At 68.4% G+C, this 24701-nt stretch carries 29 protein-coding genes; 8 read left to right on the top strand and 21 right to left on the bottom strand.

Translation table 11 applies throughout. From position 1 onward, the window contains the following. Positions 1-7 precede the first annotated feature (7 nt). From bioB to TA3x_RS06930, 6 genes are all read right to left on the bottom strand, one after another. Complete coding sequence (bioB, locus tag TA3x_RS06955; protein ID WP_435019622.1) at positions 8-994, bottom strand: biotin synthase BioB; 987 nt, start codon at positions 992-994, stop codon at positions 8-10. A gap of 52 nt (positions 995-1046) precedes the next feature. Next, positions 1047-1283 carry a hypothetical protein gene (locus tag TA3x_RS06950; RefSeq protein WP_435019620.1) on the bottom strand — a complete coding sequence of 79 codons (237 nt, stop codon included), beginning with the start codon at positions 1281-1283 and terminating at the stop codon, positions 1047-1049. A gap of 3 nt (positions 1284-1286) precedes the next feature. Then, positions 1287-1841 carry an HYExAFE family protein gene (locus TA3x_RS06945; RefSeq protein ID WP_435019618.1) on the bottom strand — a complete coding sequence of 185 codons (555 nt, stop codon included), beginning with the start codon at positions 1839-1841 and terminating at the stop codon, positions 1287-1289. Between the two features lie 3 nt (positions 1842-1844). Further along, positions 1845-2333, bottom strand: a complete 489-nt coding sequence (locus tag TA3x_RS06940; RefSeq protein WP_435019616.1) for a YkgJ family cysteine cluster protein — start codon at positions 2331-2333, stop codon at positions 1845-1847. Positions 2334-2885: 552 nt separating this feature from the next. Continuing rightward, positions 2886-3677, bottom strand: a complete 792-nt coding sequence (locus tag TA3x_RS06935; RefSeq protein ID WP_435019614.1) for a homocysteine S-methyltransferase family protein — start codon at positions 3675-3677, stop codon at positions 2886-2888. Then, on the bottom strand, positions 3664-4770 hold the full coding sequence (locus TA3x_RS06930; protein ID WP_435019612.1) for a site-2 protease family protein: 1107 nt from the start codon (positions 4768-4770) through the stop codon (positions 3664-3666). The genes TA3x_RS06935 and TA3x_RS06930 overlap by 14 nt, the downstream gene beginning before the upstream one ends. 191 nt (positions 4771-4961) lie before the next feature. Here TA3x_RS06930 and aroB point away from each other — a divergent pair, with 191 nt between their 5' ends. Beyond that, a complete protein-coding gene (aroB, locus tag TA3x_RS06925) occupies positions 4962-6089 on the top strand; it encodes a 3-dehydroquinate synthase (RefSeq protein WP_435019610.1) in 1128 nt (375 codons plus the stop codon). Then, positions 6086-7213 (top strand): DNA-processing protein DprA, encoded by a 1128-nt coding sequence (dprA, locus tag TA3x_RS06920; RefSeq protein ID WP_435019608.1) that lies wholly within the window; start codon positions 6086-6088, stop codon positions 7211-7213. The genes aroB and dprA overlap by 4 nt, the downstream gene beginning before the upstream one ends. Here the strand turns inward: dprA and TA3x_RS06915 are convergent. The 4 genes from TA3x_RS06915 to TA3x_RS06900 form a co-directional block, all read right to left on the bottom strand. Continuing rightward, complete coding sequence (locus tag TA3x_RS06915) at positions 7176-8318, bottom strand: hypothetical protein (protein WP_435019606.1); 1143 nt, start codon at positions 8316-8318, stop codon at positions 7176-7178. The two genes, dprA and TA3x_RS06915, sit on opposite strands and share 38 nt — an antisense overlap. A 281-nt stretch (positions 8319-8599) precedes the next feature. Then, positions 8600-9097, bottom strand: a complete 498-nt coding sequence (locus TA3x_RS06910; protein ID WP_435019605.1) for a hypothetical protein — start codon at positions 9095-9097, stop codon at positions 8600-8602. A 112-nt stretch (positions 9098-9209) separates the two neighbouring features. After that, positions 9210-10274, bottom strand: a complete 1065-nt coding sequence (locus TA3x_RS06905) for an ATP-binding protein (RefSeq protein ID WP_435019603.1) — start codon at positions 10272-10274, stop codon at positions 9210-9212. 175 nt (positions 10275-10449) lie between these two features. Then, on the bottom strand, positions 10450-10647 hold the full coding sequence (locus tag TA3x_RS06900; protein ID WP_435019601.1) for a hypothetical protein: 198 nt from the start codon (positions 10645-10647) through the stop codon (positions 10450-10452). A 326-nt stretch (positions 10648-10973) separates the two neighbouring features. Here TA3x_RS06900 and TA3x_RS06895 point away from each other — a divergent pair, with 326 nt between their 5' ends. Further along, positions 10974-12368, top strand: coding sequence for a sigma-54-dependent transcriptional regulator (locus TA3x_RS06895; protein WP_435019600.1), 1395 nt, complete (start codon positions 10974-10976; stop codon positions 12366-12368). 80 nt (positions 12369-12448) lie between these two features. Beyond that, complete coding sequence (locus TA3x_RS06890; protein ID WP_435019598.1) at positions 12449-12892, top strand: CBS domain-containing protein; 444 nt, start codon at positions 12449-12451, stop codon at positions 12890-12892. On the opposite strand, the gene TA3x_RS06885 is transcribed toward TA3x_RS06890, so the two are convergent. The 6 genes from TA3x_RS06885 to TA3x_RS06860 form a co-directional block, all read right to left on the bottom strand. Then, complete coding sequence (locus TA3x_RS06885) at positions 12887-13807, bottom strand: lipid kinase (protein WP_435019596.1); 921 nt, start codon at positions 13805-13807, stop codon at positions 12887-12889. The two genes, TA3x_RS06890 and TA3x_RS06885, sit on opposite strands and share 6 nt — an antisense overlap. Then, positions 13804-14271, bottom strand: coding sequence for a phage holin family protein (locus TA3x_RS06880; protein WP_435019594.1), 468 nt, complete (start codon positions 14269-14271; stop codon positions 13804-13806). The genes TA3x_RS06885 and TA3x_RS06880 overlap by 4 nt, the downstream gene beginning before the upstream one ends. After that, the gene (locus TA3x_RS06875) at positions 14250-14462 is read right to left on the bottom strand and encodes a DUF883 family protein (RefSeq protein WP_435019592.1); all 213 of its coding nucleotides are present in this window, start codon (positions 14460-14462) and stop codon (positions 14250-14252) included. Before TA3x_RS06875 ends, TA3x_RS06880 begins: the two co-directional genes overlap by 22 nt. Positions 14463-14516: 54 nt before the next feature. Continuing rightward, entirely contained in the window at positions 14517-15020 is a 504-nt protein-coding gene (locus tag TA3x_RS06870) for a hypothetical protein (RefSeq protein WP_435019590.1), read from the bottom strand. Positions 15021-15167: 147 nt separating this feature from the next. Next, complete coding sequence (locus TA3x_RS06865) at positions 15168-16733, bottom strand: GTPase (RefSeq protein ID WP_435019588.1); 1566 nt, start codon at positions 16731-16733, stop codon at positions 15168-15170. A 182-nt stretch (positions 16734-16915) separates the two neighbouring features. Next, positions 16916-17350: a hypothetical protein gene (locus TA3x_RS06860; RefSeq protein WP_435019586.1), complete on the bottom strand. Its 435-nt coding sequence runs from the start codon at positions 17348-17350 to the stop codon at positions 16916-16918. A gap of 299 nt (positions 17351-17649) precedes the next feature. Here TA3x_RS06860 and TA3x_RS06855 point away from each other — a divergent pair, with 299 nt between their 5' ends. From TA3x_RS06855 to TA3x_RS06845, 3 genes are all read left to right on the top strand, one after another. Next, positions 17650-17910, top strand: a complete 261-nt coding sequence (locus TA3x_RS06855) for a hypothetical protein (RefSeq protein ID WP_435019584.1) — start codon at positions 17650-17652, stop codon at positions 17908-17910. Between the two features lie 178 nt (positions 17911-18088). After that, the gene (locus TA3x_RS06850; RefSeq protein WP_435019582.1) at positions 18089-18511 is read left to right on the top strand and encodes a CsbD family protein; all 423 of its coding nucleotides are present in this window, start codon (positions 18089-18091) and stop codon (positions 18509-18511) included. A 74-nt stretch (positions 18512-18585) separates the two neighbouring features. Further along, positions 18586-18762 (top strand): DUF1328 domain-containing protein, encoded by a 177-nt coding sequence (locus tag TA3x_RS06845; RefSeq protein ID WP_435019580.1) that lies wholly within the window; start codon positions 18586-18588, stop codon positions 18760-18762. Positions 18763-18859: 97 nt separating this feature from the next. On the opposite strand, the gene TA3x_RS06840 is transcribed toward TA3x_RS06845, so the two are convergent. From TA3x_RS06840 to trxA, 5 genes are all read right to left on the bottom strand, one after another. Then, a complete protein-coding gene (locus TA3x_RS06840) occupies positions 18860-19336 on the bottom strand; it encodes an SEC-C metal-binding domain-containing protein (RefSeq protein WP_435019578.1) in 477 nt (158 codons plus the stop codon). 30 nt (positions 19337-19366) lie between these two features. Continuing rightward, positions 19367-20665 (bottom strand): DUF1015 domain-containing protein, encoded by a 1299-nt coding sequence (locus TA3x_RS06835; RefSeq protein WP_435019576.1) that lies wholly within the window; start codon positions 20663-20665, stop codon positions 19367-19369. Positions 20666-20882: 217 nt separating this feature from the next. Then, the gene (gene ahcY, locus TA3x_RS06830) at positions 20883-22214 is read right to left on the bottom strand and encodes an adenosylhomocysteinase (RefSeq protein WP_435022305.1); all 1332 of its coding nucleotides are present in this window, start codon (positions 22212-22214) and stop codon (positions 20883-20885) included. 101 nt (positions 22215-22315) lie between these two features. Beyond that, positions 22316-22996 (bottom strand): phosphoribosylanthranilate isomerase, encoded by a 681-nt coding sequence (locus TA3x_RS06825; protein WP_435019574.1) that lies wholly within the window; start codon positions 22994-22996, stop codon positions 22316-22318. After that, the gene (gene trxA / locus TA3x_RS06820; RefSeq protein WP_435019572.1) at positions 22993-23325 is read right to left on the bottom strand and encodes a thioredoxin; all 333 of its coding nucleotides are present in this window, start codon (positions 23323-23325) and stop codon (positions 22993-22995) included. Before trxA ends, TA3x_RS06825 begins: the two co-directional genes overlap by 4 nt. 175 nt (positions 23326-23500) lie before the next feature. On the opposite strand from trxA, the gene cax reads away from it, so the two are divergent. Continuing rightward, positions 23501-24670 carry a calcium/proton exchanger gene (gene cax, locus TA3x_RS06815; RefSeq protein WP_435019570.1) on the top strand — a complete coding sequence of 390 codons (1170 nt, stop codon included), beginning with the start codon at positions 23501-23503 and terminating at the stop codon, positions 24668-24670. The last annotated feature ends 31 nt before the right edge of the window (positions 24671-24701 follow it).

Here is a 24701-nt window from a genome sequence, read left to right as displayed (position 1 = left end):
GATCCCGTCAGCCCTCGACGCCCGCTCCGACCGCGCTGGGGGCGGCCGGCTTGGGCACCAGGCCCAGGCGGTCGAACATCAGCTGGTCGCGATCGGCGCCGGGGTTGGGCGTGGTGAGCAGCTTGTCGCCGGCGAAGATCGAGTTGGCACCGGCCAGGAAGCAGAGGGCCTGGTCCGACTCGCTCATGCCGACCCGGCCGGCCGAGAGCCGGACCATCGACTCGGGCATCAGGATCCGGGCCGTGGCGATCGACCGGACCATGTCCCAGATCGGCACCTTCGGCTGCTCGGCCATGGGCGTCCCCTCGACGGCGACCAGCGCGTTGATCGGCACGGACTCGGGGGGCTCGGGCAGGTTGGCCAGGGTGAGCAGGAGGTTGATCCGGTCGTCCTCGGTCTCCCCCAGTCCCACGATCCCGCCGCAGCAGACGGTGATCCCGGCGTTGCGGACGTTGTTGATGGTGTCGAGCCGGTCCTGATAGGTCCGGGTGCTGATGACCTGGTCGTAGTGCTCGGGCGAGGTGTCGAGGTTGTGGTTGTACGCGTCGAGCCCGGCCTCTTTCATCCGCCGGGCCTGGTCCGGGGTGATCATGCCCAGGGTGCAGCAGGCCTCCATCCCCAGGTCCTTGACGCCCCGGATCATCTGGAGGACGCGGTCGAACTGGTGGTTGTCCTTGACCTCACGCCAGGCGGCGCCCATGCAGAACCGGGCGGCGCCGTCGTCCTTGGCGCGGCGGGCGGCGGCCAGCACGGTGTCGACGCTCAGGAGCGGCTCGGGGGTGACGGCGGTATGGTAGCGGGCGGCCTGCGGGCAATAGCCGCAGTCTTCCGGGCAGCCGCCGGTCTTGACCGAGAGCAGGACGCAGACCTGGACCTCGCTCGGGTCGTGGTGCTGGCGGTGGACCTCGCCGGCCCGGTGGATCAGCTCCAGGACCGGGGTCCGGTAGATCGCGGCCACTTCGTCGAACGTCCAGCGCGGGGTCGAATCGCTCATCAGATCCCTCGGTCCCAGGTCCATCAGCCCATCACGATCCATCCGGCCGCCGTCACTGGCGGCGGGCCGACTTGCAGACGATGAAGATGGCCAGCCCGCCCAGCCCCGACGTGATCAGGTAGGCCGGCACGCCGTAGCTCGGCTCCTCGACGGCGTTCGGGTCGACCGGGATGTCGAAGAACCCTTCGATCGGGTCCTTGGCCTGCCCGAAGGCGGGGGCGGCGGCCAGCGGGAGCAGCAGCGCGAGCCCGAAGGCCGGCAGGGCAAGGCGGCGGAAGCGGCGAAGCATCGGTCACGCTCCTGGGACGGGTCGGGGTCGTGGTGGGCTGAGCGGGGACATCGGCAGCCATTCGTCGAGCGGCCGGACCCGGAGTCGGAATGCGGCGCGGGCCATGGCGACCGCCTTCCAGGCCGGCCCCCGCGACCGGAGATGCTGGAGGTAGTCGTCGAGCCCGACCGCCCAGAACCGGTAGGCCAGGCCCCGGAACGGGAACGAGCCGTCGTCGCGGGGCAGGGCGAACTCCCCGGTGACCTCGGCGTAGGCGAACGCCAGGATCGCCCGGAACCCGGGCCCGAACATCTCCTGCCAGCGGGCCAGGCCGTCCAGGTCGTCGGTCGTCACCCAGTTCTCCCAGGGGCGACGCCCCCGGGCGTCCTTCCCCTTCTTCCCCTTGACCTCGACCACCAGGTTCGGCCCGCAGCGCGGATAGAGCAGGAAATCGGGGCTCTTGAGCCCCCCCTCGTCGGTGAGCGTCCGCTTGGCCTCGTCCACGGCCACGCACGGCACCCGGATCGACCGGATGTAGGCCTCGAAGGCCGCCTCGTAGTGGTTGGAGCGGATCGCCATGCGTCAACCCGGGGCCGAGATCACGGTGAGGCCGGGCGAGGCGGGCGGCCGGGGCCTGCGTCGCCGGGGGAGGATCGCCTCCGCATATTCCCAGAGCTGTTCGGAGGCCTCGAAGACCTTCTCGAACGTCCAGTCCTCATCATACTCGCACTCGGCGGTCGTGTAATCCCGGCAGATCTTGGGGCGGCTGAAGTAGATCCGGCAGCGTTCGTCGGGCCCCAGGTACTTGCACCGGGTCATGACCACCAGGTACCACTTCCCTTCCTCGACGTAGATCAGGGTCCGGCCGTGGGCCAGATACCAGCGGGCCTCGTCGAAGTCGTCCCAGGTCGTCGGCTGCTTGATCGGGACCGAAAAGTAGCGGCAGCACTTCCCGGAGCAGTGGTCGCACAGGCATTCGCCGGGGGCCAGGTCCTCGCGCCGGGGCTGGCCCGGGCGGCGGTCCCGGACCAGGCCGGGGTCGGGGATCGCGGGAGGACGGCTCGACGCCAACGGTGCGTTCCTGTCTCGGGATCGGTGCGGACGCCCCGTATCCTACCCGACCGGCTGCGACCCGCCAAGCCGCCGGGCCGGGAAGTCGGGGTGATGGAGATTGGGAAGGCGATTGTCTCGAGTGGCTCGCCGCCATCCTTACTTGAATCCACCCCCGGCCCGTGAGAGAATCCTGATGTTCCAGGGACGAAGGCTTTGCCACCGGCTTCGCGTCGGCCGTCAAGACGCCGCAGAATGGGAATCCGGATCGAGTTGGAAGGCGAAGAGTCGATCGTACAAGCACTCCGCCGGTTTCGTAAACAGATCCAGGCCGAGGGGGCCTATCCACTTCACCATTGCAAGTGGCACAAGCCCAGGCATGACATCTACTTGAAGCCGAGCATCCTCGCTCGTCGTCGTCGGTGGAATGACCGCGTCAGGAAGCGAAGGGGGTGCGTGTACAATCCCGAATGGGAATATGATTGGGCCGACGACCTGGAAACCAGGCCGCGACGGTCGTGGGGGCCACTCGGGCGGACCGTCGTGACGTGAGCGCAAGCGGTAGCAGGGGAGCTAAGACCCGGGCCGCGCCGCATCGAGACCCGACCGGAGGGCGGCGATGTGGGCGTCGGTCGTCCCGCAGCAGCCGCCGACCATGACTTCGCCCAAGCCGGCGATGGCCGGGGCGAACGAGGCGAACGTTTCGGGAGATTCGATCGGCCCGCCGGGCAGCCCGGCCGACGGCTTGAGCCAGATCGGTAGCCGCGTCTCCGCCCGGATCGATCGGGCGATCCGGACGGCCTCGGCCATGCCAACCACGCAGTTGACCCCGAGCGCCGTCGCCCCGGCGTCTTCGAGCCGGCGGGTCGCGCCTTCCGTCCATCGGAACAGGCTGGCGACGATCGGGAAATCCGAACCGGGGCGGAGGTCTGACAGGGCGGCCACGGCCTGTTCAAGCGAATGGGTTTCCAGCACCAGGGCATCCACTCCGGCCTCGGCCAGCGCCCCGGCCTGGTCGCGGAGGTCGGGCCCGGCGGCGGTCGGGCCGGTCGAACCCAAGACGAGGCCATCCGGCCCGGCGGCCTGGCGGGCCAGCGCCGCGGCCCGGGCGTTGATCGCCTTCCAGTCGGAGGCCCTGCCGAACCGATCCAACCACGCCCGGTTGGCGCCGAAGGTGCTGGTCAGGACGGCCTCGGCGCCGGCCGCGACATCCCGCCGGTGGAGGTCGAGGATCATCTCGGGGTAGTCGACGACCCACAGGGCCGGGTCGTCGGCGTCGAGGTGCAGGCCGAGGGCGATCAGCCGCGTCCCGATCGCCGCGTCGAGGAGGGTCGGGCCGCGACCGGCCGGGTCAGTCGCGGGCACGGGGGCGGTTGCTCCGGAGCTTGGCCGAGACGCGGACCAGGAATCGGTGCTCCTCGTCGGTCAGGGCGGACTTCCCCTGGGTATGGAGCTTTTCGAGAATCTCGTCCATCCGGCGTTCCTCGGCGACCTCGCGGGCGACCCGCCGCCGCCGGCGGAGTTCGGACCGGCGCCGCCTCCACCGCTTGATCGCGCTCTCGCGGGCCGGGCGGACCTTGGCGTTGCCGGCCTCCAGGCTGGTGTACCCCTCGGAGAAGTCGTAGCCGAAGACGCCGTCCTCGAAGTAGCCGCCGTCGTCCATCATCCGCGACTCGGACCGGACGACCAGCTCGATCAGCAGGGCCAGGGCGAACAGGGTGAGGCCATCACCGAAGTAGTTGGCGGTCCCGTTGCTGAACGCCCCCTGCCCCATCCGGACCAGCCCGGCCAGGGTCAGCAGGGCCGCGCAGGTGCGGGCCGTCCACGGGGCGATGAAGTGGTCGCGGGCCAGGCCCACCGACGACCGGGCCAGCACGGCCCGGAAGGCCCGACCCCCGTCCAGCGGCAGCGCCGGGATCAGGTTGACCAGGCAGATCACCCAGTTCAGGTAGCCGAACCAGCCCACGAACCAGAGCGGCGTCATCGCCCGTGCGACGTGGGCCGGGACGCCCTGGGCCGCATGGATCAGCGGCGCCCCGGAGTCCTCCACCCCGCCGAACGGGTTGAAGACCATCGATGCCCCGTACATCGACAGGACCAGCGCCGAGCCGAACGCCAGGAGCCCGCTGACGACCGGGCCGGCGATGGCGATCGCCGGATTGTCCGCCGACCGGGCCGGCGACATCGGCACGACGAAGTTGCCCAGCGGCCAGAGGCAGACGTCCTCGACCTCGGCATTCTGCGCCAGAGCGACGGCGGCGTGCCCCAACTCGTGGAGGACCAGCACCACGAACATGACGGCCAGCCAGCACGCCGTCTGGGTGACCCGGCTCCCCCCCTCGGCGAGAGCGGCCGAGAACAGGCTGCTGGCCGCGAAGAACAGGAGGAAGTAATGGACCCGGACCTGGACTCCGGACCAGCGTCCCAGTTTGATCGACCACGCCAGTAAATCGGTCATGTGGTTTGACCCGGGGCGGGATGTCAAAATCGGTGGTCGAGGCGATCATCCGTGATGATTCATGGTAGCACCGCGGGGGGCGTTCGGGAAGCGGCAAGGTCGACCCCCGCCGGTCGGCGGTCGCCTCGCCGCCCCCTCCGGATTACATTGGGGTCGAGGGCTTTCGATCCGGCGATGCGCGAGACGACGACATGACGACGGTGAAGGTGGACCTGGGGCCTCGATCCTACGAGATCCGGGTCGTGAGCGGCGACTCCGGCGGCTTCGGCGGCTTCGTCCGCGCCGCGCTGGATGCGAAATGGTCGGGCCGGGGGTGCCGGTCGGCGCTCGTGGTCACGGACGACAACCTCCACGGCGCGATCCGCGGCCCGGTCGAGGCGCTGGCCGAGATCGGGATCACTTCCGAGGTCGCCTCCGTCCCGCCCGGCGAGGCATCCAAGAGCCTGGCCGTCGCCTCGACCCTGTTCGACCGCCTGGTGGCGATGAAGGCCGACCGCCACACCGCCATCGTCGCGGTGGGGGGGGGCGTGATCGGCGACCTCGCCGGCTTCGTCGCCTCCGCGTACGCCCGGGGGCTGCCCCTGGTGATGATCCCCACCACCCTGCTCGCCCAGGTCGATAGCTCGGTGGGCGGCAAGGTCGGGGTGAACCACCCCGGTGCCAAGAACATCATCGGAGCCTTCCACCAGCCGGTCGGGGTCTGGATCGACACCGACTCGCTGCTCACCCTGCCGCCCCGCGAGGTCCGGTGCGGGATGGCCGAGGTGATCAAGTACGGCGTGATCCTGGACGCCGACTTCTTCGACTCCCTGGAACGCGACGCCGCGGCGATCCGGGACGGCGACCGGGCCCTGATCCGGGCCATGATCGCCCGCTGCTGCCGGATCAAGGCCGACGTCGTCTCCCAGGACGAGCGCGAGGAGACCGGGCTCCGGGCCGTGTTGAATTTCGGGCACACCATCGGCCATGCCGTCGAGGCGGTGGCTGGCTACGGCGGGGGTTACCAGCACGGCGAGGCGGTCGCGATCGGGATGGTCGCCGAGTCCCGCCTGGCCGAACGCATGGGCTGGATCGGGCCCGACGCGACCGCCCGGATGGTCCGCCTCCTCGAAGCCTTCGGCCTGCCCACCGTCGCGCCTGGCCTGGACGTCGCCGGGCTGCGCGACGCCATGGGTCGGGACAAGAAGAACCAGGGCGGCCGGGTCCGGTTCGTCCTCCCGCGTGCGATCGGCCGGGTCGAGATGGCCGAGGCGCCGGATCAGGACATCCGGGCCGTGCTCGCGGAGATGGTCGCCCATCCCGGATCGGGGGGGCGGTGAGCGATCCGACACCCAGGGAGGAGGCCGAACTCCTCGAACTCATCCGCTTGACGATGGTCTCCGGCGTCGGGCCCCGGATCTGCCAGGCGCTGCTCGACCACTTCGGGTCGGCGACCCGGGTCCTGGACGCGACCGAATCGATGCTCCGGGATGTCCCCGGCGTGGGCAAGAAGCTCGCGACCTCGATCGCGCAGGCCCACCGGGCCAACGACGCCGAGGCGGAGCTGGCCCTGTGCCGGTCGCTGGGCGTCCGCCCGCTGGCCCGCGGCTCGGAGGAATATCCCGACCCGCTCCGCGAGATCCCCGACCCGCCCAGCCTCCTCTACGCCCGGGGGACGATCGAGCCGGCCGATCAGTTGGCGATCGCCCTGGTCGGGTCGCGGCGATGCACGCCGTATGGCCTCAGGATCGCGGAGCGGCTGGCGTCGGGCCTGGCCCGGGTCGGGCTCACGATCGTCTCGGGCCTGGCCCGGGGGATCGATGCCGCGGCGCACCGCGGGGCCCTGTCCGTCGGAGGCCGGACCATCGGCGTCCTCGCCAACGGGCTGTCCGAGGTCTATCCCCCGGAACACGACGGGCTGGCGCGCGAGGTCGCCGCATCGGGCGCGATCGTCAGCGAGACCCCGATGCGCCAGGGGCCGCTCGCCGAGCTATTTCCCCGGAGGAACCGGATCATCTCCGGGCTCTGCCTGGGCGTGATCGTGGTCGAGGCCACCCCGCGCAGCGGGTCGCTCTCCACGGCCCGGCATGCCACCGAGCAGAACCGCGAGGTCTTCGCCGTGCCCGGCCCCGTGGACAGCCTGCCGAGCCGGGGCTGCCACGCCCTGATCCGGGACGGGGCGACCCTGGTCGAATCGGTCGACGATGTCCTGGAGCAACTCGGCCCGCTGGTGCGCGAGGTCCGGCCCTCGGCCGACGCGCCGGCGGTCAGGCATCCGGTCGAGCTGACGCTGTCGGATCAGGAGCGCTCGCTGCTGGGCCACCTGGGGGCCGAGCCGGTGGCCATCGACGCCCTGATCGCCCTGACCGGGCTGACGGCCTCGCAGGTCATGGCGACCCTGAGCGTCCTGGAGATGCGGCGGTTGGTCAGGCGCCAGCCCGGCCCGGCCTTCGTCCGCGCCTGAGCCGGGCCCACCCCGCCGCGATCGTCCCGCCGATGGCCGTCAGGGCCCAGGCGGGCGGCTCGGGGACGATGTTGGGCTGCAAGGCGAACGCGTGGAGTTCCCCGTCCTTGTACCCGAGCCCGGTGATCCGCCCCGTGTCGCCGATGGCGAAGGCATGGGTCAGCACCCAGGATTCCCGATCGCGGGCGGACAGGACCGTGTTGAGGTCCACCATCCGCGACAGCTCGTCCCAGTAGAAAGCGTGCGTCAAACCCCCGCCATAGCCGAGCACCCCGACGACCTGATTCTTGCCGTTCAGCCCATAGGCCAGGCTGGATCGGGCGGACCCGGCGACGCCGAGATCGATGAGGGGCCCGGAGACGGGGGCCAGGAAGGCGTGGGAGTTGACGCCGAAGTCCCCGTAGCCGATGACCACGCCCTGATCGTTGATCCCCGTGGCATAGGTCGAGCCGGTGAAGCTGGATCCCGGGTGCAGGCCCAGGAGGTCCTGCGCCGGGCCGCCCAACTCGGCGATGAAGGCGCGATTCACCCCGTTGCCCAGTTGCGAGGTGCCGACCACCGTCCCGGCCAAGTTGATGCCCGAGGCCGAGCTCGAGATCCCTCCGGCCAGGGGATCGATCGCGGTCAGCGACCCCCCGCCCATCGATCGGAAGGCCCGCTGGATCCCGCCCGGCAAGTACCCGTATCCGGCGACATCCCCCGCCCCGTTGATCGCCGTCCCGACGGCCGACCCGCCCGGCAGCGTGCCAAGGTCCTGGAACATGCCATCGACGACGCGGAACGCATGGGCGACATTGCCGTTCCGGGGATCGACGAACGACCCGGCGAAGTCCCCATGTTCGTTAACCCCCAGGGCCCCGCTGGATGTCGCGGTGCCGGGCAGGCTGGATCCCCCGGACCCGCCGTCGAGCCTGTAGACCTGATCCACCCCGTTGGTACGCATCGTCCCGACGGCCACGCCCGAGGCGTTCATCGCCTGGACCCGAGTCGACCCGATCGGGGCGATCGCGCCCAGGTCGATCAGGGTGTAGTCGGCCCGGGCGATCGGGGCGGAGGCCAGGATGAGAACGATCCACGCAGTCCGCAGCGTCGAGGATGGGCTCATGGTCTCCTCCTCGAGGCGTCGCTGTGCGGCGACGAGGGATGAACCTGAAGATCACTTCACCCGACGAGTGTATCGAAGCCCTCCATGAATGTTCAATACCATGCAATGCGAACGGGGAGAATCCTCGAAGCCAAACCCCGGCATCAACGAAAAGGTCGTCCGGGCCCATGAGAGAACCCGGACGACCAGGGGTGGCCCGATGCGGAGGTCCAACGCGCGAAGGAGGCCTCGCCGATTTGGATGTACCGCGGAGCGATCGGACGGATGAAATCGGCCGGAGGTCAGGCGGTGGTCGCCCCCGCGCCGCGGGCGACCAGCCGGTTGAATCCCTGCTGCAAGGCGTCGTGGTGGGCCTTCTCCTCGGTCAGGAGGGAGGCCAGTTCGCGGGCGCTTTCCGCGTCCCCGATGGCCTCGAACGCCCCGAGCCATGCGGTCATCCAGTGGATCGCGCTGGCCTTGGCCAGCATGTCCTGCTCAATCACCTGGAGCGGCGTCGAGCCGATCTCGCTGACCTTCTGCTTGAGGCGGCCGAGGGCACCGCTGACCCCGCCGGAACCGCCCTGGGACGGGACATGGCCGTATCGGGCCGCGATCGTCTCGATGGCGGCGATGTGCCGCTTGTCGGCCTCGGCGATCTCGTGATAAAGGACGCCGAACGCGGGGTCCGGCGGGGACTGGGCGGTTGCCAGGGCGTCGTCGTGGAGCGATTGCTCGGCGTCGATCCCCTTGGAAAATTCGGCCGCGATCCAGTCGCGGTTGATCGAAGGGGCTGTGGCCATCGAGCGTCACCTTCCGGTGCGAAAATCGTTGGTTGGGGATGGGGTTTCGTCGCATCTCGGCAATTGCAACCGACGTGCCACGATTCCCGTGGGGGGCCTCGGGGGATGGCCCTCAGTCATGAGTCGCGAGCCGGGCCGGCCACTCCAGGACGATGGTCGAACTCTGGCCGGGGGCGACCTCCAGCCGCGCCGACCCGCCGAAGAGTTCGCTGATCCGCGAGGCGATCGCCAGGTCGAGGCCCCTCCGCTCGGCCGCCGATCCGGCGAGCCTCTCGTAGAGGTCGGGCCTCAGGGTGATCGGGTGGACCGTGGTGGGCGGGGGTTTGTCGACGACGATCGCGATCCGGATCCGGTCTTCATCCGGACCCAACTCGATCCGCACCGGGGAATCGCCCGCCGCCGTCATCGCGTTGGACAGCGCGTGCTGGACCGCCATCTTGACCCGGTTCGGATCGAGGGAAACCTCCCGGGGGCATCGGCCGTTGAGGTCGAGCAGCAGCGGCGTGGACTCGGCGCCGGGCCGCCCCATCCGATCTTCGACGAGGTCGGAGAGGAACCGGCAGAGGTCGAATTCGACCCCCAACGGGGGGGCGTCGATCTCCAGCAAGCGGCAGAAATCGCCGAGCTGCGCGAGCATCTTCTCGATCTGGCGCGCATTATCCTGGAGGAAGGTCAGGTCTTCCTCCAGCTCCACGCTCTTGGTCGGCATGGACTGGTGGATCGCCCGGATCGTCAGGCCGATGACGTTCAACGGAGTGCGCAGGTCGTGGACCGTGAGCGCCAGGAACCTCGGATCGATGGCGGCCGAGCGGGCCTTCGAAGCCGACAGGCCCAGGATCCGCGCGGCGAGTTGGGCCCCATCCACCGGGGACGCCACCCAGTCGTCGTACGACCGGACCCGCGCCGACAGCGCCGAAGGATCGCCGATGGCCCCGACCACGGCCAGCATCGGGATCTTGCGGGACCGGGCGGAGGATTCCGCGGCGCCGAACGGATTGGCCTCGCGGGGCTCGACGCGGAGGATCGCCGCGGGGTTCGATCCGCCCAGGATCTCGACGGCGGCGTCCGGATCGGGGCACCGGATCGCGGTCAGGCCCCAGGGCTTCAACGCCTCGGCGATCGACGCGGCCTGGAGGCCATCGGCGTCGAAAATCAGCACTGGATCGGATTCGGTCACGTTAGCAATCTCGTTGATCGAGCGGGTAGGCGACTGCGCAATCTCGCGTGATGCGACGGCCTGACGCTTGGTGAAAGGAGGAGGCCGAAGCCTCCGGCCGCGATCTCCGGGCCCGGATGGCCCGGCGACCCGGATCCCCGGGCCGAGCGCTCGGCCGGGGCACCGGGCGACCAAATTACCAAGGCTTGAGCTTCCATCCCAGGACAAACCCGATTCCCAGGGCCCAAAGTCCGAAAGAAATCGGCTCTTCGCGGGCATATTTCCGGACGCGTTCCACCGCGTCGAGGGCCAGGGATTCGAGGTCGCCGGCCTGGGACGAATGGGCGGCTTGATGCATGGATTCGGGAAACCGGGATCTCACGGTGTCGACCATGACAGACCTCCGCCGATCGGCCATGCATCGCGGACGTCACCGGATGCCTGCACGCACGGCCGTGGGATTTCCAGACACTGGGTAACTTGCAAATCGGGCGCCGTGATCTTCACTGTTGGGGGGCTGGCCGCGCGAGTAACTGTTTGCCTATGATGGTTGTTGCTCAGCGAGGCACGAGCGATCCATCTCGCCCGATCCCCAGAAAAATCAGGGACCAGGACAGTCGGAGTGCCGTTGCTTCGCCCTCGCTCATGCGCACACATCCTCCCGTGACTTCCCAGGGAAGCACGATCGCCCGACCGCCCTTCATCAGAGAGAGTCTCGGGATGCACCGCAAAGTTTTGCTTGTCGACGATGATACTTACAGCACCACGCAGCTCAAAAAACTGCTGGAGACGGAGGATCTGAGCGTCGAGGCGGTCTCCAACGGTCAGGATGCCCTGGCGGCCCTGGCGGCCACCGACTACAGCGTCCTGATCACCGACCTCCGGATGCCGGGCATGGGGGGGATGGACCTGATCCGCGAGGTGGCCCAGCGCCGGGTCCTGGTGACGACGATCGTCACCACCTCGTTCGGATCGATCGAGCGCGTGGTCGAGGCGATGCGGCTGGGTGCCTACGACTTCCTGACCAAGCCGATCGACCCGACCAACCTCAAGATCGTGATGGACCGGGCGTTGAAGAAGCGCGCCCTCCAGGACGAGGTGCTCCGCCTCCGGCAGCAGCTCAAGGAGAACTACAGCTTCCACAACATCATCAGCAAGAACCCGGAGATGCACAAAATCTTCCAGCTGATCCGCCACATCGGCGGGACCAAGAGCACGGTCCTGATCGAGGGCGAGACCGGCACAGGGAAGGAACTGATCGCCAAGGCGGTCCATTATTCCAGCGAAGATCGCCAGGGCGCCCTGATCGCCATCAACTGCGCGGCCCTGCCCGAAAGCCTGTTGGAAAGCGAGCTTTTCGGCCACGAACGCGGCGCGTTCACCTCGGCCGATGCCCGCCGCAAGGGCCGGTTCGAACTGGCCGACAAGGGGACGATCTTCCTGGACGAGATCGGCGACATCTCGGCGGCCATGCAGGCCAAGCTCCTCCGCGTCCTCCAGGAAAAGAGGTTCGAACGGGTGGGCGGCCACGAGAGCATCGAGGTCGACATCCGGGTGGTGGCCGCGACCAACAAGAGCCTGGAGAAGGAGGTCAAGGAGGGGAAGTTCCGCGAAGACCTTTATTACCGGCTCAACGTCATCAAGATCGAGGTCCCGCCCCTGCGCGATCGCGTCGAGGACCTCCCCCTGCTCATCACCCACTTCCTGAACAAGTACGCCCGCACCAACGAGGTGGCCAAGAAGGTCTCCCCCGAGGCGATGGAGAAGTTGCTGGCCTATCGCTGGCCCGGCAACATCCGAGAACTGGAGAATGCCATCGAGCGTGCCGCGGTCACCACCGTCGGCGACACGATCAACACCGACAACCTGCCGCCCCGCGTGGCCGGAGCGACCGCCGAGGAACGCCCGCGATTCGAGATCGACCTGTCGCAGCCCCTGCCCTTCTACCTCCAGCAGGCCACCGAGCAGATCGAGAAGCAGTACATCCTGGAGGCCCTCAAGAAGAGCCGGGGCAATGTCGGCCGTTGCGCCGAGTTGTGCGGGCTGTCGCGGCGGAGCGTGTCGGGCAAGATCAGCCAGTACGGCATCGACAAGTTCCCCTTCAAATCGGCGTGACGGCCCGGCCGGTCCGCGAGTTGCGGTGATTGCCTCCCACGTCCGATCCAATGCCGATTCGCCGGTTCCGAGGCTCCGACATGGCGACCACCGACCCCGCGAAGTTCCCGACCGCCGCCGATATGATGACGCCCAGCCCGCGGACGTGCTCGTCGTTCAGCACCGTGCTGGAAGCCGTCCTGATCTTCCGCGACGAAGACTGCGGCGCCGTCCCCGTGCTCGAAGATGGGAAGCCCATCGGCGTCCTCACCGACCGCGACGTCGCCCTGGCGGTCGCCGAGGCCGGGCCCGACCTGGCCCAGCGCCCCGTCACCGACTTCATGACCCGGGGCGTGGCCTCGGTCCTGCCCGAGGACCCCGTCGAGACCATCGTCTCGAAGTTCGGCGACAAGGGCGTCCGGCGCCTCCTGGTGATCGATTCCGCCGGGCAGCTCCGGGGCATCCTGGCCTGGGCCGACCTGGCGTCGTTCCTCCCCGACCAGGGGATCGGGCGGGTCGTCACCGAGGTCGTCGAGCATTCATGACCGCCCGGCGCCGGCGGGGGGCGTCGGGGCCAAAACCCGCAGCGCCCCGGGCACGACCTTGAACTCGACCGGGGTGGTCGTCCGGATCTCCCCGTCGAGATTCACCTTCATCCCCGGCGTCGTCTCGACCCGGAGCGATGGCGTCGCGACGTAGAAATCGCCGGGACGGTCAATGGGCACCCGGAACCGGAGCATCGCCATCGTGCGGAGCAGGTGCCACCGCCCGCGCGTGCCCAGCGCGTAGGCCGCCAGCAGCCCGTCATCCAGGGTGCTTTGCCGGGAGACCAGCACGCCCCCCCCATAGTACCGCCCGTTGCCCACCACGATCTGATGGGCCCGCGCCTCGATGACCTCCGTCCCGACCTCCAACCTCGCCAGGAAGGTCAGGTGCCGGGCGAAGACCCGGGCGCCGGCATAGAGGTAGGCCAGCGTGCCGAATTGCTGCTTGACCCGCCAGGTGAGGGCATCGGCGGCGGACACCGACATGCCGATGCTGGCGACGTTGAGGAAGAACTGGTCGTTGGCCTGGGCCAGGTCGATCGCCCGGATGCTGTTCGAGGCGGCCAGCTCGGCGGCGGCCGCCGGCCGGAACGGGATGCCCAGCGTCCGGGCGAAGTCGTTGGCCGTGCCCATCGGGATCACCCCGAGCAGGATGTCCCGCCGGGCCAGCCGGGGTGCGACCGTGCTGAGCGTCCCGTCGCCCCCCCCGACGATCAAACGTTCCACGCCCCAATCGACCAGGGCGTCGATGGCCGAAGGGAGATGCGCCGGCTTGCGCACCCGGACGACGCGATCGAGCGTCAGGCCATGACGGCCCAACGCCTCCACGACGATCGGCTGGGTGGCCCCGCCTTTCCGAGATCGCGCGTTGATGAGCAGGGCCGTCCGGCCGTGATTCGGGGAAGGGTCGCTCAAACGTTTCGCCTCGGGCCGGGCCTCCCGCTGTGGACGATGACCGTCCGGAGCCAGGCGATGTTCCGGGTCAATTCTTCCTGGGACCGGCGATAGCTGTCCAGGCTACGGGTGGCCGCCTTGAACGAGAAGAACGCCAGTGCCCCCGCGATGGCCAGGGACAGGAACCCCACGATCAGCCGGGCCACGCCGGGGTGGAGGTTCGCGCCGGTGGCCAGCAGGTCGGAGAGGCCGAAGAGGAGCAGAGGGAGGCTTGCCAGGGCGAACGAGGCGCCCACCGCGACGAAGATCGCCGGGTAGGTCGCGCGGCCGATCGCTTCCTTGGTGTCGTAGATCGCCAGGCGGGTCTGGAGGTCGGCCAGAGTCGTGACGTCGTTGACGAACTCGGCGATGCTCTCGACCACGCCCTCCGGGGCGGCCCCATTGGCCAGGCTGGCCGTCCGGTTCATCGACGCTTGATTAGCCATCCGAGGACCACTCCCATGCCCAGAGCGATGCCCAGGGACCGCATCGGTTGATTGACGATAAATTCGCGCACGGCCTGACTGCGTTCGGACCACTGTTCCTTCGCGTTCGCCGCGAAATCCAGGGCCATCTCTTTATAATCGGCCCCCGGCGCCCCGGGCGTCGGATCGAGCGTGAGCGGGTCATTCACCATCGCTGTGCCCCCGTGGAGTGCGGCCTCGGGCCGGGCGGTCGCCCGGCCGGGCGATCAGAATCGACGCGGTTCCGCCGGATTGCCCGGCCTCGGCGGCTGTCCCGGGGCGGGGTGGCCCGGGACCCCGAAGGCACTGGCGAAATCGAACGGCTGCTGGGCCTGGGCCTGCATCCGCTGGGCCATCCATTGCTCGAGGAACTGCAGGGCGTAGCCCTGCCCGGCCCGGAAGACCACCGGGGCCAGCAGGCCCAGCCCCTTCAGGATCAGGCTCTTCTTTTTCTTGGCCGGGGGCTGCACCGCCTGGGCCGCGACCGGGAGCGGGGCATCGGGGTGGGTGATGTGGATCGTCGGGCTCGATCGGTGCTTCCGGGGGATGATGACATACCCCAGCACGAACGCGACGCCCACGCTGGCCCAGGGATAGTTGCGGATCCAGCGGCGCCAATCGGCGACCGCCTCGGCCCCGGCGACGACGCCCTGGACGTCCTCGTGGAGCTCGCGGCGGATCTGGGCCATCCGGCGGCGGATGTCATCGATGTCGGTGGGTGCTGTCGCCACGGATCATCCCTCGTCGATTCGAGAAATTCGGAGCACCCTGGGGGGCGAGACATTGCTCGCGATGGATTGCCCATCTCGCAACCCGAGTGCCAAGCCCAGGTCAGATCAAGACTTCGCCATCCCCACGGCGAGGATTTCGGGCAGGCCTCAGCCGGACTTGGCGACCGAATTGCCCCCCCTCGGATCGCGCAGATGTTTCCAGAGCGACTGGCCGTGCTCGCCGATCTGGCGAACCAGCCGCCCCGCCTTGGACCGGGTCGAGGCCTCGTGGAGGTGGCGGATCAACGCCACCCGCTCGGCCCTCCGGCAGGCGACCCGCAGCGAAGCGAGCAGCTCATCCACGCCGAACGGGGGATCGCCGCCGATCGCGACGGGGATCACCTCCTCGATGCGAGGCGCGAGCATCATCTTCAATCCCTCGGCCCGCGCATGGATCGCCACCTCGCGCGGATTCTTGCCCGTGGCCCAGTTGTAGGGTGGGTTCCAGGACGGGCCGAAGACCGGGTCGTCGACGTGCGTCAACACGGCGATGGCCGGGGGGGGCTCCAGCCCGGGGTGATCGGTGTACCACTTGTCCCAATCCCGGATGAAGTTGGCGTCGGTCTCGTGGGTGTTGGCCCTCGCGTCGATCACGAGGATGAGCAGGTCGGCGGCCACCGCATCGGCCACGGCATGCCGACGTGTGGACCGGTCGCGGGCGGTTTCCTTGCCGGCCGTCGCGTGGTAGCTCTCCACCTCCACGAACTTCGCGGTCTTGATCCGCTTCGCCGTGGTCGGGTCCCCTCCCGGGCGCGGAGCGGCGGAGGGATCGCCCGGTGGGTCGATCAGGCGGGCCGCTTCGAGGCGCTCGATGAGCCGAGACTTGCCCGAATCGCGGGCACCGACGAGGGCGATCGTCAGTTCGCCGAATTCGGACGCGTCCTCCGCCCCCGGCCGGGCCCCGTGCTTCGTCAGCCGGCGATAGCGGTCGGCGCCGATCACCAGGCGGCCGCTGAACAGCTCGATGAAGTGGGTCCCCAGCCGGTTGACGTAGGCCCGGTAGAACCAACGCAAGGCGTTCTGCTGCATCGACTTCCAGGCGGGTTTCACCATCAGCTGCTGCGAGGCCAGCCGGGGCAGGCCTGTGATCGGGTTGAACAGCGGGAGAAGGTAGGTGTAGATGTCGCTGGCCTTCTGGATGTAGTTGGCGGCGACGACCGCCTTTTTCCAGTCGCCGGGGGTGACGAGGTCCCCGCCCGGGATCTGGCGGCAGAGCCGGGCCAGGTCCTCGGAGGCCAGTTCCAGGGCGGTGAGCATCTCGACGACCGAGACGCGATCCAGCGGGTCGGACGACAGAGGGTTGTAGTGGGCCGAGAGCCGAGCCGCGAGCCTCCGGCCGGTATCGATGTACGTATCGATCGAGGTCAGGGCGGCCATCGGGGCCGTGTCGCCGAACTCCGCCTCCGCCTCGACCAGCGCCAGGGCCTGGCGATCGAAGGCGGAGAATGTGCTCGGCGCTTCCCAGTCGATCGGAGGCAGCAAGCTCTTGGACGATTTGGTCCAGCGCACCAGGAGCAACGAGAAGGCGATATACGTCAGGATCGAGATCAGGCCCGCGATGCTGGCCCACATCCAGCCTTGCTGCGTCAGCCAGAGGAAGCCGAGCCCCATGAAGGCCAGATAAGGACCGAGGAACAACGCCAGAAGGACCCCGTATCGCCAGTTCTTTCGCACGCCACACCACCTGTCACGATGGCCAAAGAAGGTCATCAGCCCCGGGAGAGGGCCGGGTCGGCCCCGACCATTGTTCTGCGCCCCGGAGGGCTACGCAACCGCCCGTTCGAAAAGGACAGGGCCGCCCCGGCGATCGGGGCGGCCCCAGGATTTTTTTGGCCGCGAGCAGCCCATCCCGCGGGTCAACCCAGGTGCTTCGAGATCGAATACGGGAGGTTGTTCTTCACCGAGTCGGGCACGCCCCGCAGCGAAGCGACCAGGCTCTTGTAGCGGTCGGGGACATCCTGGAGCGACTCGGGCAGGTACTTCTCGGCCCAGGTCTCCTCGCGCCTGGAGAACATCGAGGTGAGCACCAACCCGAGGCCGAACCCGATGCCGAAGCCGATGAGCACCGAGGAGGTCGGGTTGCGGGCCACCGAGCCTTCCGCCCGGCGATAGCCATGCAGGGCGTTCTCGCGGGCCGAATCATAGCCCTCGCGGAGCCGTCCGGAGGCCTGTTCGAGGCCCTGCTGGACCTGCTGGCCGACTTGCTGGACCTTCTCGCGGGCTCCCGAAGCCGCGCCGCCATTCTGACCGGGATTCTGGTGGGACTCGCCCTTCTTATTACCGCTCGACATGGTGGCTACTCCGAGATAGCGGGTGGTTCGATCCGGGGCTCAGGCCATCCGTCGGGCCTGGGCGTCGTGGGGAATTCGAAAGCAACCCCCATGCCGCCGGGGCCGAACCCAGAATGGGCATCGAGATGCTTGGATCCAGGAACCCCCCAGGCCATGCGAGCCGCCCATCGGAGGGTTAAACGGCAATCGAATGTCTGGCATCGTGGTTGCTCCTGGAGTATCCTGACACAGTCGGCTTCGGGCGTCCCCATCGGGGTGGCGTCTCGAAGCTGTCAGAGACTTCAACCGAAGGGTTTGTCATGAAGCGGTACCTGGCCTCGGCCCTCATCATCGGCGCTTCCTCGTTCGGCATGGTCGGCTGCGAAGGCGAAAAGGCCGGCGTTGAGACGCAGACGACCGTCACCAGCCCGGACGGGACCAAGACGACCGAAACCAAGGAACACACGGTGGAGACGGACAAGGGCGCGGCCCCCGCCCCGGCCACGACCGAGCCGGCCCCGGCCACGACCCCCGCCACCCCGGCCCCGGACGCCACCCCGACCCCGGAAGCCCCCAAGTAATCCGGCATCACTCGCCAGATTCACGGACACCCCCCGATTCCATCGGGGGGTGTTTTTGTTTCGAAACCGACGAGAAATCGGGAGGGGTACGGCGATTGGCACTGGTCTTGCGATTTCCCGACTGGCAGAGACCAATCATCCGATTGGACGTCAGGTGCCTCCGGGGAGTGCGACGACGATGGCCATCAACGCTCAGGAACTGCAGGGACAGTGGAACAATCTCCAGGGGAAGGTGAAGGAGAAGTGGGGTCAGCTGACCGAGGATGACCTCCAGATCCACAACGGCAACATCGATCAGCTGGTCGGCAAGATCCAGCAGAAGACCGGCGAAGGGCGCGAAGCCGTCGAGAAGTTCCTCACCGAACTGACCTCCGGCGGAAGCTCCGCGCTGGCCGGGGCCGCCGAGAAGGTCTCCAACCTGGCCCAGCAGGCCGGCGATCGGTTCCGCGACCGCTACGGCAACGTCTCGGAGCAGGCCCGCGAGCGCCTCGAATCGGCCCAGGACATCGTCCGCCACAACCCGTCGCAGGCATTGGCGACGGCCTTCGGCGTCGGGATCGTGGCCGGCCTGATCGTCGGCCTGTCGCTCCGCTCCCGCTGAACCCCCACCGGCCGGGTCGTCCGCCCGGCCGGGCTTCCATCCCCATTCCCTTCCGCCAATCGGGAGATTGAACCATGCTTCGCTGGGCCATCACGTTCGCGATCATCGCCATCATCGCCGGCGCCATGGGCTTCTACGGCCTGAGCAACGTCTCCGCCGACATCGCCAAGCTCTTCGCCCTGGTCTTCCTGGTCCTGTTCGTGATCGCCGTCGTGGCGGGCCGCCGCGTCGCCGGCGGGCCAACCGTCTAGGCTTGAGCACGGGCTGGAAACACAACGAACCGGGGCGGAGGGCTCGATGGCCATCCGCCCCGGTTTCGTTTCGAAGGTCGCGTCCTGACACTGGGGCTCAGGCCCGGATGGCGCAGCACTTCTTGAACTTCTTGCCGGACCCGCAGGGACACGGGTCATTCCGGCCGAGCGGCGAAACGTTCGCCGGCTTGCGGATGGTCACGCCCTTGACCCCGCCGTCCGGCTTGATGCGTTCGCGAAACGTCTTGCCGATCACCCGGATCTGGGCGGCCCAGTCCGACCCTTCGCCGAGCTTCCCGGCTTCCTGGAGGTGGTCGAAGAACGCGGCGATGACCTCTGGCACCTGGGCCCGGACCTCCGCGTCGAGCTTCAGCCGGGTCATGGTCGAACCGAGCACGTTCGCGAAGGTCCCGTGAGAAACCTCGTCGGGAAAGTCTCGATCGATCTCGCGCACCGCATCGCCGAACGTCGAGAGGATGTCCGGGATGAACTCGCGCACCGCTCCCGAGAACGGCCGGGAGTCGACCGATTCGGCGAAGTCGCTGGTCCAGTTGTCCCACCGATTATCGAACATGAGACCTCATCGAGCCGGGCTGGACGCGGTTCAATGGAGCGGGTTGAGCACCAGGCCGCTCACCAGCTTGGGATAGAAATAGGTGCTCTTGGGCGGCATCTTCTCGTGATTGGAGGCGATCGCCTCGACGTGCTCCATCCCGGCGGGCGGGACCAGGCAGGCCAGGTCGCAGTCATGCCGCGAGACGCTGTCCAGCACCTCGTCGATCTGATGGACGTAGGTGCAGGACGCCGCGCCGATCGAGCCGAGCAGGTGCTTGAGGACCAACTCGTGGAGGATGCTCACGCCGAGGGAACGCCACTCGGGCGAGTGGTCGGGGACCAGGGCGTCCATCGACTTCGAGTTGCGAAGCTTGGCGGTGATCCAGGCCCCGTCCGCGACGGTGCCGAAGGCCAGCGTATCCTGTTCGCCCAGGATCTCGATGGTCTCCCAGGCGTTGCGGCAACCTTCCTCGCCGGTGCCCGCGGGGGTCACGATGAAGTCGGGGGCCAGCTTGGCGGACAACGTCTGGGAGTCGAGCCCGGGGAACCCGCGGACCAACCGATGGGTCGGCAGGATCAGCAGGCCCGGGTCGTTCATGCCCACGAGCATCATCATGCAGAAGTTGGCCGGGTCATCGGGCCCGGAGAGCTGCCCCGCCGCGATCAGGTCGTCGCGATACTTCAGGCCGGTCTCGTAGCGGTGGTGCCCGTCGGCGATGAACACCGGCTTGGCCGCCATCAACCCTTGCAGGGTCGTGTGCATCGCGGGGTCGAGGATCTCCCAGAGGCGGTTGACCACGCCGAGGTGGTCGGTCGCTTCCAGGGGGGTCTTGTCGCGGAGGCTGGCCTCGGCCGAGCGGAGGATCTCATTGTCCGGGTCGGGGTAGAGGCCGAAGATCGGGCTCAGGTTGGTCCTGGTCGCGTTGAACAGGGCGAGCCGGTCGGCCTTGGGGCCGGATAGGGTCTGTTCGTGCGGGAAGATATTCCCGGAGCCGAACGGTTCCAGCCGCACCCGGGCGAGGAACCCCTTGCGGGTGAACGACTGCCCCTCGACCTCGAACGTCTGGTGGTACAGGTAATAGGCCGGCTGCGGGTCTTCGCGAAGGACGCCATCCCGCGTCCACTCCTTCAGGAATCGGGCGGCACGGGTGTACCGATTCGATTCCGGGCCGTCGCCCGACTCCTCGCGGTTCAATTCCAGGCGGACGATGTTGTACGGGCTGGCCTGATAGAGGGCGTCCTGGAGCGTGGCATCGATGACATCGTAGGGGGGCGCGATCACGTCGGCCAACGCCCCGACCTGAGCCATGTCGTAACGGACGCCGCGAAAAGGTCGGATGTCGGGCATGGAGCAAAGTCGTCCGTCGGGTGCGAAAGTCGTTAACCGCAGTGGGACTTCGGGGCGAGGCGGTCGGCCTCGCCACATCTGGCATCGTAGCGGACAGGCCCACGTCGGGGCAATCCCGGGGTTCCGGCCGCCCCCCTCGGTGTCCATCACCGGAGCGTGAGCCGCACCCCGCGATGTCCCGAGGAAACGCGACCAGACGCCCCGGTCCGTCGGGCAATCAGGTGCCCATGTCCCAGCGTTCGAGGTACTCGGACTGCTCGGGTGTCAGGGTGTCGATCGTGCAGCCCAGGGTCTGGAGCTTGAGGGCGGCGACCCACTGGTCGATCTCCTTCGGCACGTTGTAGACCTTGCGGTCGAGCTTGTCCTTCATCTTCAACGCCCATTCGGTCGCCAGGGCCTGGGCGGAGAAGCTCATGTCCATCACGCTGGCCGGATGGCCGTGGGCGGCGGTCAGGTTGATCAGGCGGCCTTCCCCCAGGATGTAGATCCGGCGGCCGTCGGCCAGGACGTACTCGTCGACGTGGTCCCGGACCCCCTTGTTGGTGGTCGTGGCGATCGCGGCGAGTTCTTCCAGCGCCAGCTCGACGTTGAAGTGGCCCGAGTTGCAGACCGCCGCGCCGTCCTTCATCAGCTCGAAATGCTCGCCCCGGATGACGTGGAGGTTGCCGGTCACGGTGACGAACAGGTCCCCGACCTTGGCGGCCCGGGACATCTCCATCACCTGGAAGCCGTCCATGGCGGCCTCCAGGGCGCGGATCGGATCGATCTCGGTGACGATCACGTTGGCGCCCAGGCCCTTGGCCCGCATCGCGACGCCCTTGCCGCACCAGCCGTACCCGGCCACGACCACGCGCTTGCCGGCGATCAGCATGTCGGTGGCGCGGATGATCCCGTCCAGGGTGCTCTGGCCGGTGCCGTAGCGATTGTCGAAGAAGTGCTTGGTCATCGCGTCGTTGACGGCGATGACCGGCAGCTTCAGGACGCCTTCCTTCTCCATGGCGCGGAGCCGGATGACGCCCGTGGTCGTCTCCTCCATGCTGGCCACGACGTTGCCAACCAGGCCGGCCCTTTCCTCCCCGCTCAGGCCATTGGCCCAGCCCCGGATCTCGGAGTGGACGTCGTCGAGCCGGTTCAGGGCGATGAAGATCATGGCGCCGACCAGGTCGGCCCCGTCATCCATCGTGACGTGGGGCCGGTGCTTCAGCGCGGCGGCGATGTGCCGGTAGTAGCTCGACTCGTCCTCGCCCTTGATCGCGTAGACCGGGATGTTGAAATCCTGGATCAGGCTGGCGGCGACGTCATCCTGGGTCGAGAGCGGGTTGGAGGCGACGAGCACCAGATCAGCCCCGCCGGCCACCAGTGTCCGGGCCAGGTTGGCGGTCTCGGCCGTGACGTGGAGGCACGCCGACATCCGCAGCCCTTCCAGGGGCTTCTCGACCTCGAACCGCTCGCGGATCGCCCGCAGGACGGGCATGTCCCGCTCGGCCCACTGGATGCGGCGGAGGCCGACGCCCGCCAGGGCAAGATCCTTCACATCACCGGCAGGCATGGTCGCCACGGGGAGATCTCCTGAAGCTTCGAGCATCGATCGGACGCGGATGATCCACGCCGATCTCCGTCACGCGATCCATGCGCCATGACGCCCGGAGTTCAGGGAGTGGTTTGACGATCTGCCCCGGCGGCGATCCCGTGCCGGGCCGCAGCGACGAAGGAACTCACCAGGCGGGAGTCCTTCAGCCCCGGCGCCGATTCGACCCCGCTGGCGACATCGACCATCCAGGGGCGGACCAGGGCGACGCGCTCGGCGACGTTGCCCGGCGACAGCCCGCCGGCGAGGATCAGCCGGGGGTGGCTCGGCAGGTCGGCCAGCAACGATGCGGCGATCGAGTGGCCGGTCCCGCCCGGGTGGCCCGGGACGTAGGCATCGACCAGGATCGCCTCGGGAGGGTGGCCGAGTTCCTCGGCCCGTCGCAGGTAGGCGACCATCCGGTCGATCGAGGCGAGGTCGCCCAGGCGAAAGGCCCGGACGATCCGGCGGGGGGCCAGGGCCAGGAGATCCTCGGGGGGCTCCTGGCCGTGCAACTGGATCAGGTCGAGCCCCGCCCCGTCGGCCACGGCCGCGATGGCGGCCGGGTCGCGGTCGACGAACAGGCCCACCGCCTCGACGTGCTCGGGCAACGCCGAGGTGATCTCCGCCGCCCGTTCCAAGGAGATGGAACGCGGGGACGGCGGGTGGAAATTCAGGCCGATCCAATCGACGCCCGCCTCGGCGCAGGAGAGGGCCGAGGGGACATCTTTCAGGCCGCAAACCTTGATGCGGACGTCGATCAAGCCACGCCCAGCTTGGACAGGGCCGACTTGAACTTCGCCTCGGTGTTCACGCCGACCAGGCGATCGACTTCCTTGCCGCCCTGGAAGATCAGGACGGTGGGGATGGCCGAGATCCGCAGGCCGCCCGGGGTGTCCTGGTTCTCGTCGGTGTTCATCTTGCCGATCTTGACCTTGCCCGACAGCTCGCCGGCGAGCTTCTCGATGGTCGGGGCGAGCAGGCGGCAAGGGCCGCACCAGGGGGCCCAGAAGTCGACCATCACGGGAACCTGGGACTCCAGCACTTCCGACCCCCAGTTGGCGTCGGTAAATTCGATCACGTTCCCGGCCATGTTTGGTAGCCTCGCAACCGCCGACTCGTCTGACGAGCCCGGGCGTGGTATTCCGACAGGATGTTTTTGGGGCCCCGACGGGACCTTTTGTTCCCTGGAGATCATATAAGTGGCGCGAAACAGAGTCAACCGACCCCGAAAGCCCGTCGCGGCGGAAGTGCCTGGCGAATCGGTCGTGCACGGTCATCCGGCGCGGATGAGCTGGTACGATCCCCGCCAGTTCGGCTGGGAGGGGATCCTCCTGGCCGCCGTCCCGGTGGCGATCGCCGCGTCCTTGCTCCAGGGGCCCGCCGTGCTCCGGTTCGGGGCCGCCGGCGTGGCCATCATCCCCCTGGCCAGCCTGATGGGTCGGGCCACCGAACAGCTCGCCCACCGCCTGGGGCCGGCCATCGGCGGCCTGATGAACGCCACCTTCGGCAATGCCGCCGAATTGATCCTGGCCATGTTCGCCCTGTTCAGGGGGTTGGACGACGTGGTCAAGGCGTCGCTCACCGGGAGCATCATCGGCAATCTTCTGCTCGTGATGGGGGCCAGCCTGCTCGCCGGCGGGCTCAAGTTCCCGTTCCAACAATTCAACCGGACGGCGGCCGCGGCCGGGTCGACCCTGCTGGTCCTGGCGACCATGGGCCTGATCATCCCGGCGATGTTCCACCACCTGGTCGGCCCGGGGGCGATGGGGCTGGAGCATCGGTTGAGCATCGCGGTATGCGTGATCCTGGTGATCACCTACATCCTGAACCTGATCTTCAGCCTGGGCACGCACAAGAACCTGATGAGCGGCGTCCCCAACGAGGACTTGGCCAAGATCGACGAGAAGGTCTGGGGGATCCGGCACTCGTCCGGGGCGCTGCTCGGGGCCACCCTCACCGTGGCCTGGATGAGCGAGATCCTGGTGGGCGCGGTGGAGGAGACCTCGCACTCCCTGGGCCTGGGCGCGGTCTTCATGGGCGTGATCATCGTGGCGATCGTCGGCAACGCGGCCGAGCACTCGACGGCGATCCTGATGGCGATGAAGAACCAGATGGATCTGGCCGTGGGGATCGCCCTGGGCTCGGCCCTCCAGGTGGCGTTGTTCGTCGCGCCGGTGCTGGTGTTCGCCAGCTACCTCCGAGACACGCCCATGGACCTGATCTTCTCCACCCTGGAGGTGGTGGCCGTGATCCTCGCCGTCCTGATCGCCAAGATGGTGGCCGAGGACGGCGAGTCCCACTGGCTGGAAGGGGCCATGCTGCTGATGGTCTACGCGATCCTGGGCGTGGCCTTCTTCTACCTGCCGGACTCGGTGGCCGGGCATGCGGCGGGGACGGCCCCGGCCGCCGCCTCCTCCGCCGTCCCGCATCGCTGAGCCCCCACCGTCCTCGACCCCGGCGTCCCGT

The organism is Tundrisphaera macrotermitis, assembly GCF_051175315.1.
GTDB lineage: Bacteria > Planctomycetota > Planctomycetia > Isosphaerales > Isosphaeraceae > Tundrisphaera.
This window is presented reverse-complemented; position numbering and strand designations above follow the sequence as displayed.

Excerpts from the sequence above, each read along its gene's own strand:
- TA3x_RS06845 (WP_435019580.1), top strand. The coding sequence starts at position 18,586 with ATGCTTCGCTGGGCCATCACGTTCGCGATCATCGCCATCATCGCCGGC.
- TA3x_RS06915 (WP_435019606.1), bottom strand. The coding sequence starts at position 8,318 with ATGAGCCCATCCTCGACGCTGCGGACTGCGTGGATCGTTCTCATCCTG.
- TA3x_RS06890 (WP_435019598.1), top strand. The coding sequence starts at position 12,449 with ATGGCGACCACCGACCCCGCGAAGTTCCCGACCGCCGCCGATATGATG.
- TA3x_RS06930 (WP_435019612.1), bottom strand. The coding sequence starts at position 4,770 with ATGACCGATTTACTGGCGTGGTCGATCAAACTGGGACGCTGGTCCGGA.
- TA3x_RS06860 (WP_435019586.1), bottom strand. The coding sequence starts at position 17,350 with ATGTCGAGCGGTAATAAGAAGGGCGAGTCCCACCAGAATCCCGGTCAG.
- TA3x_RS06950 (WP_435019620.1), bottom strand. The coding sequence starts at position 1,283 with ATGCTTCGCCGCTTCCGCCGCCTTGCCCTGCCGGCCTTCGGGCTCGCG.
- TA3x_RS06900 (WP_435019601.1), bottom strand. The coding sequence starts at position 10,647 with ATGGTCGACACCGTGAGATCCCGGTTTCCCGAATCCATGCATCAAGCC.
- TA3x_RS06835 (WP_435019576.1), bottom strand. The coding sequence starts at position 20,665 with ATGCCCGACATCCGACCTTTTCGCGGCGTCCGTTACGACATGGCTCAG.
- TA3x_RS06875 (WP_435019592.1), bottom strand. The coding sequence starts at position 14,462 with ATGGTGAATGACCCGCTCACGCTCGATCCGACGCCCGGGGCGCCGGGG.
- TA3x_RS06850 (WP_435019582.1), top strand. The coding sequence starts at position 18,089 with ATGGCCATCAACGCTCAGGAACTGCAGGGACAGTGGAACAATCTCCAG.
- TA3x_RS06855 (WP_435019584.1), top strand. The coding sequence starts at position 17,650 with ATGAAGCGGTACCTGGCCTCGGCCCTCATCATCGGCGCTTCCTCGTTC.
- TA3x_RS06945 (WP_435019618.1), bottom strand. The coding sequence starts at position 1,841 with ATGGCGATCCGCTCCAACCACTACGAGGCGGCCTTCGAGGCCTACATC.
- TA3x_RS06880 (WP_435019594.1), bottom strand. The coding sequence starts at position 14,271 with ATGGCTAATCAAGCGTCGATGAACCGGACGGCCAGCCTGGCCAATGGG.
- ahcY (WP_435022305.1), bottom strand. The coding sequence starts at position 22,214 with ATGCCTGCCGGTGATGTGAAGGATCTTGCCCTGGCGGGCGTCGGCCTC.
- bioB (WP_435019622.1), bottom strand. The coding sequence starts at position 994 with ATGAGCGATTCGACCCCGCGCTGGACGTTCGACGAAGTGGCCGCGATC.
- TA3x_RS06895 (WP_435019600.1), top strand. The coding sequence starts at position 10,974 with ATGCACCGCAAAGTTTTGCTTGTCGACGATGATACTTACAGCACCACG.
- aroB (WP_435019610.1), top strand. The coding sequence starts at position 4,962 with ATGACGACGGTGAAGGTGGACCTGGGGCCTCGATCCTACGAGATCCGG.
- TA3x_RS06910 (WP_435019605.1), bottom strand. The coding sequence starts at position 9,097 with ATGGCCACAGCCCCTTCGATCAACCGCGACTGGATCGCGGCCGAATTT.
- TA3x_RS06840 (WP_435019578.1), bottom strand. The coding sequence starts at position 19,336 with ATGTTCGATAATCGGTGGGACAACTGGACCAGCGACTTCGCCGAATCG.
- trxA (WP_435019572.1), bottom strand. The coding sequence starts at position 23,325 with ATGGCCGGGAACGTGATCGAATTTACCGACGCCAACTGGGGGTCGGAA.